Here is a 14,884-nt window from a genome sequence, read left to right as displayed (position 1 = left end):
GTGTCAGCTCCCGAGGGAGGCGTCGAGCGTGATCGTCGTGCCCGCCAGCGCCTTGGAGACGGGGCAGGTCTTCTCGGCGGTCGAGGCCAGCTCCTGGAACTTCGCCTCGTCCACGCCGTCGACGTCGGCGCGCAGCGTCACCGCGATGCCGCTGATCTCGAACCCGCCGCCCGTGGCCGGCGAGAGCGTCACCTCGGCGCTGACGTCGATCGACTTCGCGGTGAGGTTCTCGCTCCCGAGCACGCCGGAGAGGTTCATGGCCAGGCACGAGGAGTGCGCCGCGGCGATGAGCTCCTCGGGGCTGGTCTGGCCGTTGGGGTCCTCGGCGCGGGTGGGGAACGAGACGTTGAACTGGCCCGCGTTCGACGAGTCCAGGGTCACGTGACCCTTCCCGTCCTGCAGGCCGCCTTCCCAGTGGGTGGTCGCGTCGCGGCTCGGCATCGTCGCCTCCTGTGGTGCGGTTCGGTCAGCTGGCGGACGACTCGCCGTCGACGCCGCGGAAGGCGATCGTCGAGGCGGTGAGCGTCCGGAGGAGCACGATGAGCTCGTGACGCGCGCGGTCGTCGAGACCGAGCGCGCAGCCGATCGTCGCGGGCACGTGGGCGACGCGGTCGCGCAGCGCGCGCCCGGCGTCGGTCAGGTGCACGGTGACGGTCCGCTCGTCGCGGGCCTCCCGGCGCCGCTCGACGAAGCCGGTGCCCTCCAGCCGCTTGAGCAGCGGCGAGACGGTGCCGTAGTCGAGCGCCAGCGCGGCACCGACGTCCCGGACCGTCCGCGGCTCGGACTCCCAGAGGGTCAGGAGGACGAGGTACTGCGGATAGGTCAGCCCCAGCTCGGCGAGCAGGGGCCGGTAGACGTCGGTGACCGCGCGGGACGCCGAGTAGAGCGCGAAGCACGCCTGCTCGGACAGCAGCAGGTCGTCCCGGGCGCCCTCGTCGGTGCTCATCGCCACGAACCTAGCGCACGACTACATCGTGCACAATTTATCGGCCGACCCGCTTGCGCCCGGACACCTTGTTGTAGATGACCAGCAGGATGATCGCGAAGATGATCGAGCCGATCCAACCCAGCGGGTTGGAGAGCTCGATGCGGCCGCTGAACAGCGAGAACACCAGGCCGCCGACGACGGAGCCGAGGATGCCGAGCCCGATCGTCGCCAGGATGCCGATGTTGTCCTTGCCGGGGACCAGAGCCCGCGCGATGAAGCCGACGATCAGTCCGAAGACGATCCAGCCGAGGATGGTGAGGATCATGGGTCCCGCTCCGTTCCAGGGGTACGTGCCGTGCAGCGGCCACGTTCCCGCGTTCCGACGGGCTCAACCAGTGTCTCGACGGCCTTTTCCTGCGTTCGCCTGCACGTCACCCCACGGCGCCGGTGACCGACACGCCGGCCGGTGTGCCGATCTCGGGCTCGAGATCCACCAGGTCGAACACGCGCATGGACGCCGCGCGCCCGGCGGAGCAGGTCAGCGGCGTGGGGGAGGCGACCCACCGCTCGCGCACCACCACCCGGACCGCGCCGCGCTCGGGGCCGCCGTCCAGCCGGACCGTCGTGGCGCCGTCGTCGCCCGCCTTGACGTCGAGCACGCGCAGCGCGTCGACCCGCGGCTCCTGGAGGGCCAGGCGCGCGTGGTGCTGGGCCGCCTGGGCGGGCGGGGTGAGGAAGGAGCGCCCGCGCACCCACACCGTGTCGACCTCGCCCGCGGCGTAGCGCTCGACCACCGCGACCGCCTCGGTGGCGGGCACGCGGCCGAGCACCAGGCCGTGGGGGAGCAGGACGACGTTGGCGGCGAAACGGTCGCCGCCGGTGTGGGTGGTCTCCCAGGTGCGCTCGGGGTGGGCGGTGCCGAGCTCCGCGGCCACCGGACGCCCGCGCATCGCGCAGCACGCGTCGTGGCGGCCGTGCGCGCACACGAGGTAGATCGGCTCGGACGACGGCGTGGTGACCGCCTCGACGTCGGCCAGCGCGGCCGGCAGGTCGTCGGGGGAGTCGACACGCCCCCAGCGCACCGACTCGGCGCCCGGCGTGGTGTCAACGACCGCGAAGCGCCCGCGGTCGGCGAGGGGCTCGCCGCGCAGCCGCGGGCGGCGGATGAGCTGGAAGCGCCCGCCGCGGGCCCGGCAGAAGGCGCCGATCGCGTCGACGACCTCGGGGGCGAAGCCGGCGTCGCCGAGCGCCTGGTGGCCCCACGGCCCCGGGTGCTCGACGAGCAGCCAGCACCGCGCGGGCGGGGCGGTCGCGACGAACGGGTCGTCACGGTCACGGGCGGCGTCCGAGCAGCGGAAGGTCCCCGTCGTGCCGGCCCCGTCCGACGCGGTGGAGGTCATCCCCAAGTCATACCCGGCCCGGGCGCCGGGGGACACCCGTGGCGGCGGACCGAGGTGAGGGTGACCTCACTCCGGCACCAGCACGCCCTCCTTGAGCAGCCGCCGGACGACGACCGCGCCGTCCTCGGGCGCGAGCCCGGGCAGCTCCCCGGCGGTCGCCGGGCGCCCGTCGAGCAACCGCGCGCAGGCGTCGCGGGTGCCGGCGGGGAGGGTGAGGGTCCGGTCGGCGAGCTCGAGGACGACGGCGTCGTCGGCGCCGGCCTGCTCTCGCAGCCGGTGGTGCAGGCCGTGCCGGAGCCGCACGGTGGTCGTCGCGCCGGCGGAGGTCGCCGCGGCGGCCTGGACCAACGGGGCGATCGCCTCCGGGCGGTTGCCCGTCCACGCGCGTCGGCGCAGCCGGCGGGCTACGCGGTCGGCGCGGCCGGTGTCGGGCTCGGCGAGGGTCTCGGCCAGCCGTGCGGCGACGGCCTCGACGTGCGGGGCGAGCTGCGCGGGGTCGGACGCGTCGATGCCCAGCGGCAGCGAGGCGCGCAGCTCGGGGTCGCTCGTCAGCGCGTTGACCAGCGCGTCCACGACCGCCCAGCGGGTCAGGACGTGGACGCCGACGGTCAGGTGCGCGCTGACCTCGCCCTGCGCGGTCGCCGAGTGCAGGTAGCCGCGCGGGAGGTAGAGGGCGTCGCCGGGTTCGAGAACCTCGTCGATCAGCGGTTCCTCGGCGGCCCGGGCGGCCACGGCGTCGGCGCGGTCGTTCCACGGCTGGGAGCGCAAGGGGTCGGCGTGCACCGGCGCGTGCACGTGCCAGCGCTTGGTGCCCGCGACCTGCAGGACGAAGACGTCGTGGACGTCGTAGTGGGCGGAGAAGCCCTGCGACGACGCCGGCGTGACGTAGGCGTTGGTCTGGGCGGGGTGCCCGAGCTCGGCCGCGAGGGCGGTCACGAGGTCGGCGACCGGCGCCCAGGTGCGGTGCACGCCCTGCAGCACCACGGTGTGGCCCTCGGCGAACAGCGCGGCGACGCGGTCGTCCTGCACCTGGTCGGCCACCTCCGCGCCGACCCCGCCCTCGCCGGTGAAGTGCCGGGAGTCGACCACCGTGCCCTGCTTGGCGATCCGCAGGAACGGGGTGCGCAGGCCGCGCCGGGAGAGCAGCTCGTCGACGGCGCCCAGGTCGAACAGGTCGCCGAACGCCGCCGGGGTGTCCCCGTCGGGGGCGTGCTTGGCCAGGTCCGCGGCGCGCGAGAGGCGGGCCTCGCGACCCCAGGCGGCCGCGGCGAATTCGTCGAGGTCACCCGCGACGACGCGCCGCAGCGCCGGGCGGTCCTCCGACCGCCCGGCGCCGGGAACTGACGTGGTCGTCACGGAGCCTCAGGCCCCACCGTCGGCGCCGCCGTCGGAGCCGCCGCCGCGGGCGCCACCGTCGGCCGGGCCGTGGCCGGCACCGCCGTCGGCGCCACCGTCCGCGCCGCCGTCGGCACCGCCGTCGGCGCCGCCACCGGCCGCTCCGCCGTCGGCCGGGCCGTGACCCGCACCGCCGTCGGCGCCACCGTCCGCGCCACCGTCAGCGCCGCCGTCGGCGCCGCCACCGGCCGCTCCGCCGTCGGCCGGGCCGTGACCCGCACCGCCGTCGGCGCCACCGTCGGCGCCGCCGTCCGCACCGCCACCGGCGGCTCCGCCGTCGGCCGGGCCGTGGGTGATGTCGTCGTCGTTCACGTGGTTCTCCCTGGTGATCGTCGTCGATCCGGGAGGCCCCGCGAGGAGTGCGGGCCACCCGGTGATGGGGGGTCGCGAGCAGACTGCTCCGACGACGCCAGCCGTACCCGGCCCGGCGTGATCTCACGCGCGCGGGCCCCCGGTGGCGTGGTGCCGTCGCCGAGCCGCTGGCATGGTCTCTCGCCATGACCTCGGAGGGAACCGTCGGCACGCTCGTGCTGCTGCGTCACGGCCAGAGCGACTGGAACGAGAAGAACCTCTTCACCGGCTGGGTGGACGTCGCGCTCTCGGCGACGGGCGAGCAGGAGGCCCGCCGCGGCGGGGAGCTGATGGCCGAGGCCGATCTGCTGCCCGACGTCGTGCACACCTCCCTGCTGCGCCGCGCCATCAACACCGTGAACATCGCGCTCGACGTCGCCGACCGCGGCTGGATCCCGGTGCGCCGTGACTGGCGGCTGAACGAGCGGCACTACGGCGCGCTCCAGGGCAAGGACAAGAAGCAGACGCTGGAGGAGTACGGCGAGGAGCAGTTCCAGATCTGGCGCCGCTCGTACGACACCCCGCCGCCACCGATCGACCCCGACGACGAGTACGCCCAGACCGGCGACCCGCGCTACGCCGACCTCGGCGACGCCCTGCCGCGCACCGAGTGCCTCGCCGACGTGCTCGAGCGGATGCTGCCCTACTGGCACGACGCGATCGTCCCGGACCTGCGCGCCGGGCGGACCGTGCTCGTCGGCGCGCACGGCAACTCGCTGCGCGCGCTGGTCAAGCACCTCGACGGCATCGACGAGCAGACGATCCCGGGGCTGAACATCCCGACCGGGATCCCGCTGCGCTACGACCTCGAGGACGGCGCGGACGGCGACCTGCGCCCCACCAACCCCGGCGGCACCTACCTCGACCCGGACGCGGCGCAGGACGCCATCGCGGCGGTGGCGAACCAGGGGCGCTGACGCGCCGGACGTGAACGGGGGACGAACGCCGGGCCAACCCTGTCCCCCGGAGGCGTCGGACAGGTCACGAGCTGCGCACGGACAGGGCCCCGACGCCCCTACCATCGACAGATGTGACCGTCCCCGTGCTGGTGGCCGTCGTCGTGGCCCTCGCGGCCGCGGCGATCGGCGCCGTCGCCGGGGCCGCCGCCGTGCGCTGGAAGCGCGACGAGCCGGAGCGCGAACGCGCCCGCGGCACGCGCGGCCCGACGGTGGCCGAGCTGCTGGCGCGGCTGGTGCGCCGCTCCCAGTCGGGCATCGCCGTCATCAACCGCTTCGGTGATGTGGTGCTCGCCAACGAGCGCGCCGAGAGCCTCGGCGCCGTGGTGGACGGCCGCCCCGACCCGCGGGTGGCGGCGGCCGCCGAGCGCGTCGCCACCGGCGCCGAGCCGGCCGAGGTCGACCTCTCGCCGGCGACCCACCCGCCGGGCTCGACGCCGCAGACGATCATCGCGCAGGTCCGGCCGCTCGGGGACGGCTTCGCGGTGGTCGACGCCACCGACACCTCCGCCGCGGTCCGGCTGGAGGCCGTGCGCCGCGACTTCGTCGCCAACGTCGGCCACGAGCTCAAGACGCCGGTGGGCGCGCTCGCCGTGCTCGCCGAGGCGGTGCTCGACGCCGACGATCCCGACGAGGTCGCCCACTTCGCCACCCGGATCCTCAACGAGTCCCACCGCCTCGGCGCCCTCGTCACCGAGCTGATCGCGCTGTCCCGCCTGCAGGGCGCGGAGAAGCTGCCCGAGCTCGTGCGGGTCGACGTCGACGAGGTGCTCACCGAGGCGCTCAAGCGCGTGCGCGTGCCCGCCGAGGCGGCGAGCGCCGCGGGCACCGAGGAGGCGCCGGACCCGCGGGACCGGTTCCTGCTCGACGCGCCGAGCGGCCTCGAGGTCGCGGGCGACCGCACCCTGCTCGTCACCGCGCTGTCCAACCTGCTCGAGAACGCCGTGGCCTACTCGCCCGAGGGCGCGTCGGTGTCGGTGCGCCGCCGCCGGCAGGGCGACCGCATCGAGATCTCGGTGACCGACCGCGGCATCGGCATCGCCCCGGAGCACCAGCAGCGCGTGTTCGAGCGCTTCTTCCGCGTCGACCCGGCCCGCTCGCGCGCCACCGGCGGCACCGGGCTCGGGCTCGCCATCGTCAAGCACGTCGCCGCCAACCACGGCGGTGAGGTGCGGCTGTGGAGCCAGCCCGGCGTGGGGTCGACCTTCACGCTCCGGGTGCCGGCCGCCCCGCCCGACGACGCCGACGACGACCTCGACGCCGACGATCTCGACGCCGACCTGGCCCTCACCACGGCGGGGTCCGGACCGGACCCGGCCCCGTCCGCCACCGGAGGTACTCCATGACGCGCGTGCTCATCGTCGAGGACGAGGAGTCCTTCGCCGACCCGCTGGCCTACCTGCTGCGCAAGGAGGGCTTCGAGACCTCGGTCGCGGGCACCGGCGCGGCCGCCCTCGACGACTTCGAGCGCCACGGCGCGGACATCGTCCTGCTCGACCTCATGCTGCCCGGGATGAGCGGCACCGACGTCTGCAAGGCGCTGCGCCAGCGCTCCTCGGTGCCCGTGATCATGGTGACGGCCCGCGACGCGGAGATCGACAAGGTCGTGGGCCTCGAGCTGGGCGCCGACGACTACGTCACCAAGCCCTACTCGGCCCGCGAGCTCATCGCGCGGGTGCGGGCGGTGCTGCGCCGGGGCCAGGACGGCGAGGGCGAGGGCGCGGCGCCCGGGAACGGCGGCGAGCGCCAGCTCCTCGAGGCCGGCCCGATCCGCATGGACGTCGACCGCCACGTGGTGACGGTGGAGACGGGCGACTCCGAGGGGCGCGGGGTCGAGGTCCCGCTGCCGCTCAAGGAGTTCGACCTCCTCGAGTACCTCCTGCGCAACGTCGGCCGGGTGCTCACCCGCGCCCAGCTCATCGACCGGGTCTGGGGCGCGGACTACGTCGGCGACACCAAGACACTCGACGTCCACGTGAAGCGGCTGCGGGCCAAGCTCGAGCCCGAGCCGTCGGCGCCGCGGCACCTGGTCACGGTGCGGGGACTGGGCTACAAGCTGGACGCCTGAGCCCCACCGTTAGGATCGGGGCGTGCGACTCGGGGTGCTGGACGTGGGGTCGAACACCGTCCACTTGCTGGTGGTCGACGCCCACAGCGGCGGCCACCCGACGCCGACCCACTCCACGAAGACCGCGCTGCGTCTCGCCGAGCACCTCACCGACGGCCGGCTCGAGGACGCGGGGGCCGACGCGCTGGTGGCGGCGACGGCCGACGCGCGGCGCCAGGCCGTCGAGCTGGGCTGCGAGGACCTGCTCGCGTTCGCGACCTCCGCGGTGCGCGACGCGTCCAACTCGCCCGCCGTGCTCGAGCGGGTGCGCGAGGAGGCCGGCGTCGACCTGCAGGTGCTGTCGGGCCCGGACGAGGCGGCGCTGACGTTCCTCGCCGTGCGCCGCTGGCTGGGCTGGTCGGCGGGCCACCTGCTGGTGCTCGACATCGGCGGCGGCTCCCTGGAGATGGCGGTGGGACGCGACGAGGCGCCGGTGCACGCGATCTCGGTGCCGCTGGGCGCGGGGCGGCTCACCCGCGACTGGTTCACCGCCGACCCGCCGCAGCGCAACGAGCTCAAGGCGCTCACCGAGTACGCCCACGAGGTGCTCGCCCCGGCCGCGCACACGCTGCTCGGCGAGGGCCCGCCCGACCGCGCGGTGGTGACCTCGAAGACGTTCCGCTCGCTGGCCCGCCTCACCGGTGCCGCGCCGCGCAGCGCCGGCCCCCGGGTGCGCCGCCGGCTGAGCGCCGCGGGGCTGCGCCAGGTCGTGGCGTTCATCTCCCGGATGAGCTCGGCGGACCTCGCGGAGCTCGAGGGCGTGTCCGCCAGCCGCAGCCACCAGCTCGTCGCCGGCGCGGTCGTCGCCCACGAGGCCATGACCGCCCTGGGCCTGGAAGAGGTCGAGGTGTGCCCCTGGGCGCTGCGCGAGGGGATCATCCTCGGTCGTCTCGACCAGCTACAGCCGGGCGGTGGGATGCTGTCGGTCGGCGGGCCCCTGGCGACTGGACGGCCGACACTGCACGAGGCACGGTAGGTGTCGTGAACAGGGACGACGGGCCCCGACCAGGTACCCAGCGCAGCGTGGCCGAGCTGCTGGCGGCCTACAGCGCGGAGTCCCAGCAGCCCCGCCGTCGCCGCCCCGAGCCCGAGGAGAGCGGCGGCGCGCCGCCGGAGCCCGCCGGCGGCTGGTACCGGTCGCCCGACCCCGCTCCGCCCGCGACCGGTGGCCACGACACGTCCCGTGACAGCGGCTACGACACCGGCGGCTACGACACCGGTGGGTACGAGTCCGGTGGGTACGACGCCGGCGGGTACGGCAACGGCTACACCGGCGGCTACGACACCGGCGGGTACGACCGGGGCGCACGGACCGGCGGCTACGGCTACGACACCGGCCAGGACACCGGCCACGACCCCTACGGCGCCGGCTACGGCAGCGGCTACGACGGTCAGGGCTACAACAACTCCCCGTACGACGGCCAGGGCTACGGCGGTGGTCAGGGCTACGGCGCCGCGGGCTTCGGCGGCCAGGGCTTCGGCGGCGACGGGCGGGGCGGCACCGAGTACGCGCCGCGGGACCCGTGGGCCGGCGCCCCGTCGGCACCGCCGGCCCCGTCGGGCCCGCCGGCACCGTCCCGCCCCGCGATGCCGCCACCCGGCCCGCCGCCGGCCCAGCCGGCGCCACCGCCCGCCCCGCCGGCGACGGGCACGCAGGCCTTCGGCGTCCCGCCGCGTCCGCCGGGCCCCCAGGCTCCGCAGGGCCCGCGCCCGGTGTCCGGCCCCGGCGTGCCCGCCGCGCGCGCGGGCGACGGCGGCCCGTCGACCGCCGTGTCGCCCGCCATGTCGCCTGCCGTGGTGCCCGGTGCCCCGCCGCAGCGGGGCGGCGGCCCGGACGACGACCGCGCCGGCCCGCCCACCGCGGCCTCCGCGATGGCGCGCCCCGACCTCGACGACGACCTCCACGACGACCTCCCGGACGAGGACGACCGCTTCGACGACCGCTTCGACGACGAGCCCGACGACGCCCCCGCGGGTCTCGGTCGCGCGCCCGGGCGCACGCGGTTCTCCGACGATCTCGACGAGGACGAGTACGACGACCTCGAGGACGACGAGCGGGAGGCCCCCCGCAGCTCGGCGCGCGACTGGGCGGTGATGATCGTCCAGCTGGTGCTCGGCGCGCTGCTCGGTGCCGTGCTGTGGACCGTCTTCTCGTACCTGTGGCAGGAGCAGCCGGTCGTCGCGCTGGTGCTCGCCGCCGCGGCCACGACCGGCCTCGTGTTCGGGGTGCGCGCGCTGCGCCGCTCCGACGACCTGCAGACCACGGTGCTCGCGGTGGTCGTCGGGCTGGTCGTCACGGTGTCGCCGGCCGCGATCGTGCTGCTGAGCCGCTGATCCGTGGTCTCCCGCTCGTCGCCCCGTGGGGGCCCGCCGGTCGCGCTGTCGACCGCGTCCGTGTTCCCCGAGGACATGGACTCCGCGTTCGAGGTCGCCGCCGAGCTGGGCTACGACGGCGTCGAGCTCATGGTGTGGACCGAGCCGGACAGCCAGCGCCTCGCGACGGTCGCCCGCGCCTCGGAGCGCACCGGGATGCCGGTGCTCGCGGTGCACGCCCCGTGCCTCGCCATCACCCAGCGGGTGTGGACGCCGGACCCCGCCGAGCGGCTGCGCCGCAGCGCCGTGCTCGCCGCGAGCCTCGGTGCGCCCACCGTCGTGCTGCACCCGCCGTTCCGCTGGCAGCGGCGCTACGCCCTCGGGCTGGCGCGCCAGGTCGACGAGCTCGAGCGGGCCCACGGCGTGCGCATCGCGATGGAGAACATGTTCCCGCTGCGCCGCGGGCGCCTGCGCTGGTCGAGCTACACGCCCGGCCACGACCCCACGAAGCCCGGCGCGCGGTGGTACACGCTCGACCTCTCCCACACCGCGACCGCCGCCGACGACGCGCTCGCGCTGCTCGACCGCATGGGTGACCGTCTCGTGCACCTCCACCTCGCCGACGGCACCGGGCTCGAGCGCGACGAGCACCTCGTCCCCGGCCGCGGCACGCAGCCGTGCGCCGAGGTGTGCCGGCGCCTCGGGGCGTCGGGGTTCGAGGGCACCGTGGTCGTCGAGATCAGCACCCGCCGGGCGCGCTCGCGCAACGAGCGGCTCGACATGCTCGCCGAGTCCCTGCTCTTCGCACGGCTGCACCTGGGCACCGACCTGCCCCGCTCCCCGGTCTGAGCCGCCCCGCGGGAGGATCGCCACCATGAGCACCCCCACGGTGGCCGTCCTCGGCGGCGGGAAGATCGGCGAGGCCCTGCTGGGCGGGCTGGTGGCCGCCGGCCGCGCGCCCGGGTCACTGCTCGTCGTCGAGGCGGTCGCCGCGCGCGCCGTGGAGCTCACCGACCGCCACGGGATCGTCGCGGTCGGCGCGCCGGAGGCCGCGCGCCGCGCCGACGTGCTCGTCGTGGCGGTCAAGCCCGGCGACGTGCCCGCCGCGCTCGACGAGGTCCGCGACGTCCTCGCCGGGCGCGCGCCGGGACAGGACCGCCCGGCGGTGATCTCGCTGGCGGCGGGCATCCCCACGGCGGCGATCGAGGCCCGCCTGCCCGCGGACACCGCGGTCGTGCGGGTCATGCCGAACACGCCGATGCTCGTCGGCCGCGCGATGTGCGTGCTCTCGCCCGGCGCCGCGGCGGGGGAGACGGAGCTGGCGGCCGCGGAGGAGCTGCTCTCCGCGGTCGGGCGCACCGTGCGCGTGCCCGAGAGCCAGCAGGACCTCGCGACCGCGCTCTCGGGCTCCGGGCCCGCCTACGTGTTCCTGCTGGCCGAGGCCATGATCGACGCCGGTGTGGCGCTCGGCCTGCCGCGCCCGGTCGCGACCGAGCTCGTCACGACCACCGTCGAGGGCGCGGGCGGGCTGCTGACCACCCCGGGCAGCGACGGCCGCGAGGGCGCTGACGGCACCGTGCCGCACCCGGGCCTGCTGCGCGAGGCCGTGACCTCGCCCGGCGGCACCACGGCGGCCGCGCTGGGCTCGCTCGAGGCCGACGGGGTGCGCGCCGCCCTCGCGCGGGCCGTCACGGCCGCCCGCGACCGCTCCGTGGCGCTCGGGCGCCAGTACGGGTGAGCTGATCGCGCCGGGCGGGCGGGAGGTCCCGTTCGTCGTGACGAGATCGTGTCGGGCGGTCCCGGCGTGGACGCTTGACGCGTCTGCCTGCGCGGCTGCCGCACGAGCGGGTGTACTCGAACCAGACGTCACACGCGTCCCGCTACCCTCACCCGCACAGCACGGCGTGTCGAACCGCCGGGAGGGGAAGCCCGGCGGCACGGCCTGTGCTCGGAAGGCGTGACCCATGCCCAACAACACGACGGGCCCCGGCCCGCGACGGGCGGACGGGGACAACTTGGCGAGGGTGCAGTTCCTGACCGTCGCCGAGGTCGCCGCCGCCATGCGGGTGTCGAAGATGACCGTGTACCGGCTGGTGCACAACGGCGAGCTGCCCGCGGTCCGGGTGGGCCGCAGTTTCCGGGTGCCCGAGGACGCGGTCCACGAGTACCTGCGCGGCTCGTACTTCGACGCCGGCTGACCCCCGCTCCACGGGTCCGGCGAGACGATCGCCGCACCCCTCCACCACCGGTCGTCGTGGAGACGGCCGGTACGGTGGTGTGTCTGCGACCGGTCGGTCGCCTGCTGCTCACGAGAGGTTTCCTATGGGTTCGGTCATCAAGAAGCGTCGCAAGCGGATGTCGAAGAAGAAGCACCGTAAGCTGCTCCGCAAGACCCGCGTGCAGCGTCGCAAGCTCGGCAAGTAGGGCCGGGGTCCCGGCCCCGAGCCGGGAGGGCCCGCCCGTCCGCGAGACCGCAGGAGATGCCAGCCCATGTCGGAGGCGCCGTCCGTCGTCCTCGTCACCGGGGTCAGCCGCTTCCTGGGCGGCCACCTGGCGGCGCGGCTCGCCGCGGACCCGTCGATCGAGCGCGTCCTCGGGGTCGACACGACGCCGCCGTCGCGCGAGATGCGGCGGCGGATGGGACGCGCCGAGTTCGTGCGGGTGGACATCCGGAACCCGCTGATCGGCAAGGTCATCTCCACGGCGAAGGTCGACACCGTCGTCCACGCGTCGCTCTCGGGCAACCCCGGTCAGTCCGGGGGCCGCTCGATGATGATGGAGATGAACGTCATCGGGACGATGCAGCTGCTCGCGGCCTGCCAGCGCTCCGACACGGTGCGCCGCCTGGTGGTGAAGTCGACCAGCGCGGTCTACGGCGCCAGCAAGCGTGACCCGGCGACGTTCACCGAGACCACCGAGCCGAAGGCGATCCCGCCCGGCGGGTACGCCAAGGACGCCGTCGAGATCGAGGGCTACGTCCGGAGCTTCTCCCGGCGCCGGCCCGACATCCCGGTGACGACGCTGCGCTTCGTCAACCTGATCGGCCCGCGGATCGACACGTCGTTCGTGCGGTACTTCTCGCTGCCGGTCGTCCCGGTGGTGCTGGGGTACGACGCCCGCGTGCAGCTGCTGCACGAGGAGGACGCCGTCGCGGTGCTCGAGCGGGCGGCCGCCGAGGACCTGCCCGGGGTGTTCAACGTCGGCGCGGCCGGGGTGCTGATGCTGTCCCAGGCCATCCGGCGGGCGGGCCGCATCTCGCTGCCGGTCCCGCAGCCGGCCGTGCCGCTCATCGGGCGGTTCACACGGCGAGCCCGGCTCGTCGACTTCTCGCCCGAGCAGCTGCGCCTGCTCAACTTCGGCCGGGTCGTCGACACGACGAAGCTGCAGAACGAGTTCGGCTTCACGCCCCGGTGGACCACGGTCCAGGCGTTCGACGACTTCGTGGCCGGGCGCAACCTGCGCCCGGTGATCGACCCGGCGACCTTCGGCCGGGCCCAGGACGCGGCGCTCGCCGTGGCCCGGGCCCTGCCCTCCGGCACGTGACCGGCCCGCTCGACCCCGACCGACCGTCCGCTCCTCGCTCCACCAGAGGTGACGTCATGCCCGAGGCCCGGGTGATCCCGCTGCGCTCCGACGGCGGACGCCCCCGACCCCGCACGCGGCCCGCGCCGCGGCGGGCGAGCCGTCCGGGTGTCGGATCCCTGCAGGAGCGCACCGAGGCCGTGCGCGGGCCGGATCCCGAGGTCGTGGACGCCGTCGAGGGCGGCGAGGTCGCCGCCCTGCCGACCCCCGAGGGCCCGACCGACCTCGAGGCGCGGGTCGCCGAGGTCGGCGACTTCCTGCAGCGCCGCCTCACCGGCCGCTACACCGTCGACGAGTTCGGCTTCGACCGCGACCTCACCGAGAACGTGGTGATGCCGCTGCTGCGCCCGCTCTACGAGCACTGGTTCCGCGTGGAGACGATCGGCACCGAGAACGTGCCGCTCTCCGGCGGCGCGCTGCTGGTGGCCAACCACTCCGGGACGCTGCCCCTCGACGCCCTCATGACGACGGTGGCGGCGCACGACGACCTCGCCGTCCCCCGCTACCTGCGCATGCTCGCGGCCGACCTCGTGTTCGGCCTGCCCGGCGTCGGCGCCGCGGCGCGCAAGGCCGGGCACACGCTGGCCTGCAACGCCGACGCGGAGGCGCTGCTGTCCGCCGGGGAGCTCGTCGGTGTCTGGCCCGAGGGGTTCAAGGGCATCGGCAAGGACTTCGCCGACCGGTACAAGCTCCAGCGCTTCGGGCGCGGCGGGTTCGTCTCGGCCGCGCTGCGCTCCGGGGTGCCGATCATCCCGTGCTCCATCGTGGGCGCGGAGGAGACGTACCCGAAGATCGCCGACATCGGGCCCCTGGCCCGCCTGCTCGGCGTCCCGTACTTCCCGGTCACGCCCACCTGGCCGCTGCTCGGGCCGCTGGGCCTCGTGCCGCTGCCGTCGAAGTGGTACATCGAGTTCGGCGAGCCCATCCACACCGACGCCTACGAGCCCGGTGCCGCCGACGACCCGATGCTGGTGTTCAACCTGACCGACCAGGTGCGCGAGAACATCCAGCAGACGCTGTACCGCCTGCTCGCGGGCCGGCGGAACGCATTCCTGGGGTAGCCGGGCGTTGTTCCGGCCCTCAGGCTGTCGTTCGGGCCCTCGTTGTCGGGGGTCGGCGCTAGCCTGGTGTCGTGTTCGAACAGCTGTTCGCATCGTTGCCGGAGGGGCTGGCCGCGGCCCCTCCCGGCGCGGCGCTGGGCGCGCTGTTGGAGCAGGTCGACCCACGGGCGGTGTCCCCGCACGACACGGTGGTGCTCACGGCGGCGTGGCGCCGTCAGCTCTCGCACCACGAGGCGCGGTTCGCGCTGGTGGCGCGGGAGGCGGCGCTGGCCGACCCGGACCGCCCGGGTGGGCGCCGCGAGGGCTACGGCGAGTTCTGCACCGATGAGCTGCGGGTGGTGCTCGCCGAGTCCCGCACCCGGGTGTCGAAGCTGTTGGGGCAGGCCGAGACCGCGATCGCGGCGATCCCGGAGTTGTGGGCGGCGTGGGACGCCGGGCAGATCGACACCGACCGGGTCCGGATCTGTGTCACCTGGACGGCGTCGCTGTCGGCCGGGCACGCCCGCCGGGTCATCGTGCGGGTGCTGCCCGAGGCGCCGCGGCTCACGCTGTCGGGGTTGATCGAGCGGATCCAGCAGCTCGCCACCGCGATCGACCCGCAGTGGGCGGCGCGGCTCTACGACAACGCCCGGCGTCAGCGGCGGGTGCGGGCGCGGCGCACCGAGTGGGCCTGTCAAGTTGTCTGTGTAAGTTGATCTATGGGTCGGTCAGCTGAGGTAGGGGCCGATGCGGTCGGGGTAGGCCAGGGCGAGAGCGCCGAGGGCTTGTTTCCAGCCGAGCACGGTGCTGCC

General features: G+C 75.2%; 18 protein-coding genes. 12 read left to right on the top strand and 6 right to left on the bottom strand.

What is annotated here, in order from left to right; genetic code table 11:
• Nucleotides 1-3: 3 nt before the first annotated feature.
• From ACFPK1_RS29205 to ACFPK1_RS29180, 6 genes are all read right to left on the bottom strand, one after another.
• A complete protein-coding gene (locus ACFPK1_RS29205; protein ID WP_378024461.1) occupies nucleotides 4-441 on the bottom strand; it encodes an OsmC family peroxiredoxin in 438 nt (145 codons plus the stop codon).
• Between the two features lie 25 nt (nucleotides 442-466).
• Nucleotides 467-946 (bottom strand): MarR family winged helix-turn-helix transcriptional regulator, encoded by a 480-nt coding sequence (locus ACFPK1_RS29200; RefSeq protein ID WP_378024460.1) that lies wholly within the window; start codon nucleotides 944-946, stop codon nucleotides 467-469.
• Between the two features lie 37 nt (nucleotides 947-983).
• Nucleotides 984-1,253: a GlsB/YeaQ/YmgE family stress response membrane protein gene (locus ACFPK1_RS29195; protein WP_378024459.1), complete on the bottom strand. Its 270-nt coding sequence runs from the start codon at nucleotides 1,251-1,253 to the stop codon at nucleotides 984-986.
• A 106-nt stretch (nucleotides 1,254-1,359) separates the two neighbouring features.
• Nucleotides 1,360-2,328 carry a sucrase ferredoxin gene (locus ACFPK1_RS29190; protein ID WP_378024458.1) on the bottom strand — a complete coding sequence of 323 codons (969 nt, stop codon included), beginning with the start codon at nucleotides 2,326-2,328 and terminating at the stop codon, nucleotides 1,360-1,362.
• A 66-nt stretch (nucleotides 2,329-2,394) separates the two neighbouring features.
• Complete coding sequence (locus tag ACFPK1_RS29185) at nucleotides 2,395-3,684, bottom strand: cupin domain-containing protein (protein ID WP_378024457.1); 1,290 nt, start codon at nucleotides 3,682-3,684, stop codon at nucleotides 2,395-2,397.
• Between the two features lie 6 nt (nucleotides 3,685-3,690).
• A complete protein-coding gene (locus ACFPK1_RS29180; protein ID WP_378024456.1) occupies nucleotides 3,691-4,035 on the bottom strand; it encodes a hypothetical protein in 345 nt (114 codons plus the stop codon).
• Between the two features lie 185 nt (nucleotides 4,036-4,220).
• Here ACFPK1_RS29180 and ACFPK1_RS29175 point away from each other — a divergent pair, with 185 nt between their 5' ends.
• The 12 genes from ACFPK1_RS29175 to ACFPK1_RS29120 all read left to right on the top strand — a co-directional run bounded on the left by ACFPK1_RS29175 (nucleotide 4,221) and on the right by ACFPK1_RS29120 (nucleotide 14,788).
• Nucleotides 4,221-4,991 (top strand): phosphoglyceromutase, encoded by a 771-nt coding sequence (locus ACFPK1_RS29175; RefSeq protein WP_378024455.1) that lies wholly within the window; start codon nucleotides 4,221-4,223, stop codon nucleotides 4,989-4,991.
• A 113-nt stretch (nucleotides 4,992-5,104) separates the two neighbouring features.
• Nucleotides 5,105-6,376, top strand: coding sequence for a sensor histidine kinase (locus ACFPK1_RS29170; protein ID WP_378024454.1), 1,272 nt, complete (start codon nucleotides 5,105-5,107; stop codon nucleotides 6,374-6,376).
• Entirely contained in the window at nucleotides 6,373-7,098 is a 726-nt protein-coding gene (locus tag ACFPK1_RS29165) for a response regulator (protein ID WP_378024453.1), read from the top strand. The genes ACFPK1_RS29170 and ACFPK1_RS29165 overlap by 4 nt, the downstream gene beginning before the upstream one ends.
• Nucleotides 7,099-7,120: 22 nt before the next feature.
• Nucleotides 7,121-8,113, top strand: a complete 993-nt coding sequence (locus ACFPK1_RS29160; protein ID WP_378024452.1) for a Ppx/GppA phosphatase family protein — start codon at nucleotides 7,121-7,123, stop codon at nucleotides 8,111-8,113.
• Nucleotides 8,114-8,118: 5 nt separating this feature from the next.
• Entirely contained in the window at nucleotides 8,119-9,471 is a 1,353-nt protein-coding gene (locus ACFPK1_RS29155; RefSeq protein WP_378024451.1) for a hypothetical protein, read from the top strand.
• Nucleotides 9,472-9,546: 75 nt separating this feature from the next.
• Nucleotides 9,547-10,299, top strand: a complete 753-nt coding sequence (locus ACFPK1_RS29150; protein ID WP_378024450.1) for a sugar phosphate isomerase/epimerase family protein — start codon at nucleotides 9,547-9,549, stop codon at nucleotides 10,297-10,299.
• Between the two features lie 25 nt (nucleotides 10,300-10,324).
• Entirely contained in the window at nucleotides 10,325-11,188 is an 864-nt protein-coding gene (proC, locus tag ACFPK1_RS29145; RefSeq protein WP_378024449.1) for a pyrroline-5-carboxylate reductase, read from the top strand.
• Between the two features lie 286 nt (nucleotides 11,189-11,474).
• Nucleotides 11,475-11,648, top strand: coding sequence for a helix-turn-helix domain-containing protein (locus ACFPK1_RS29140; protein ID WP_274234950.1), 174 nt, complete (start codon nucleotides 11,475-11,477; stop codon nucleotides 11,646-11,648).
• A gap of 124 nt (nucleotides 11,649-11,772) precedes the next feature.
• Nucleotides 11,773-11,874 carry a 30S ribosomal protein bS22 gene (locus ACFPK1_RS29135; RefSeq protein ID WP_010241351.1) on the top strand — a complete coding sequence of 34 codons (102 nt, stop codon included), beginning with the start codon at nucleotides 11,773-11,775 and terminating at the stop codon, nucleotides 11,872-11,874.
• A gap of 66 nt (nucleotides 11,875-11,940) precedes the next feature.
• The gene (locus ACFPK1_RS29130) at nucleotides 11,941-12,993 is read left to right on the top strand and encodes an NAD-dependent epimerase/dehydratase family protein (RefSeq protein ID WP_378024448.1); all 1,053 of its coding nucleotides are present in this window, start codon (nucleotides 11,941-11,943) and stop codon (nucleotides 12,991-12,993) included.
• A 56-nt stretch (nucleotides 12,994-13,049) separates the two neighbouring features.
• Nucleotides 13,050-14,093, top strand: coding sequence for a lysophospholipid acyltransferase family protein (locus tag ACFPK1_RS29125; RefSeq protein ID WP_378024447.1), 1,044 nt, complete (start codon nucleotides 13,050-13,052; stop codon nucleotides 14,091-14,093).
• Between the two features lie 71 nt (nucleotides 14,094-14,164).
• Nucleotides 14,165-14,788 (top strand): hypothetical protein, encoded by a 624-nt coding sequence (locus tag ACFPK1_RS29120; protein WP_378024446.1) that lies wholly within the window; start codon nucleotides 14,165-14,167, stop codon nucleotides 14,786-14,788.
• The last annotated feature ends 96 nt before the right edge of the window (nucleotides 14,789-14,884 follow it).

The sequence above is a fragment of the Actinomycetospora rhizophila genome (genome assembly GCF_042657905.1).
GTDB lineage: Bacteria > Actinomycetota > Actinomycetes > Mycobacteriales > Pseudonocardiaceae > Actinomycetospora > Actinomycetospora rhizophila.
The sequence above is the reverse complement of the archived record's forward strand: the minus strand, read 5'-3'. Positions and strand labels throughout refer to the sequence as shown.

Excerpts from the sequence above, each read along its gene's own strand:
- ACFPK1_RS29190 (WP_378024458.1), bottom strand. The coding sequence starts at position 2,328 with ATGACCTCCACCGCGTCGGACGGGGCCGGCACGACGGGGACCTTCCGC.
- ACFPK1_RS29175 (WP_378024455.1), top strand. The coding sequence starts at position 4,221 with ATGACCTCGGAGGGAACCGTCGGCACGCTCGTGCTGCTGCGTCACGGC.
- ACFPK1_RS29195 (WP_378024459.1), bottom strand. The coding sequence starts at position 1,253 with ATGATCCTCACCATCCTCGGCTGGATCGTCTTCGGACTGATCGTCGGC.
- ACFPK1_RS29150 (WP_378024450.1), top strand. The coding sequence starts at position 9,547 with ATGGACTCCGCGTTCGAGGTCGCCGCCGAGCTGGGCTACGACGGCGTC.
- ACFPK1_RS29135 (WP_010241351.1), top strand. The coding sequence starts at position 11,773 with ATGGGTTCGGTCATCAAGAAGCGTCGCAAGCGGATGTCGAAGAAGAAG.
- ACFPK1_RS29165 (WP_378024453.1), top strand. The coding sequence starts at position 6,373 with ATGACGCGCGTGCTCATCGTCGAGGACGAGGAGTCCTTCGCCGACCCG.
- ACFPK1_RS29125 (WP_378024447.1), top strand. The coding sequence starts at position 13,050 with ATGCCCGAGGCCCGGGTGATCCCGCTGCGCTCCGACGGCGGACGCCCC.
- ACFPK1_RS29205 (WP_378024461.1), bottom strand. The coding sequence starts at position 441 with ATGCCGAGCCGCGACGCGACCACCCACTGGGAAGGCGGCCTGCAGGAC.
- ACFPK1_RS29130 (WP_378024448.1), top strand. The coding sequence starts at position 11,941 with ATGTCGGAGGCGCCGTCCGTCGTCCTCGTCACCGGGGTCAGCCGCTTC.
- ACFPK1_RS29200 (WP_378024460.1), bottom strand. The coding sequence starts at position 946 with ATGAGCACCGACGAGGGCGCCCGGGACGACCTGCTGCTGTCCGAGCAG.
- proC (WP_378024449.1), top strand. The coding sequence starts at position 10,325 with ATGAGCACCCCCACGGTGGCCGTCCTCGGCGGCGGGAAGATCGGCGAG.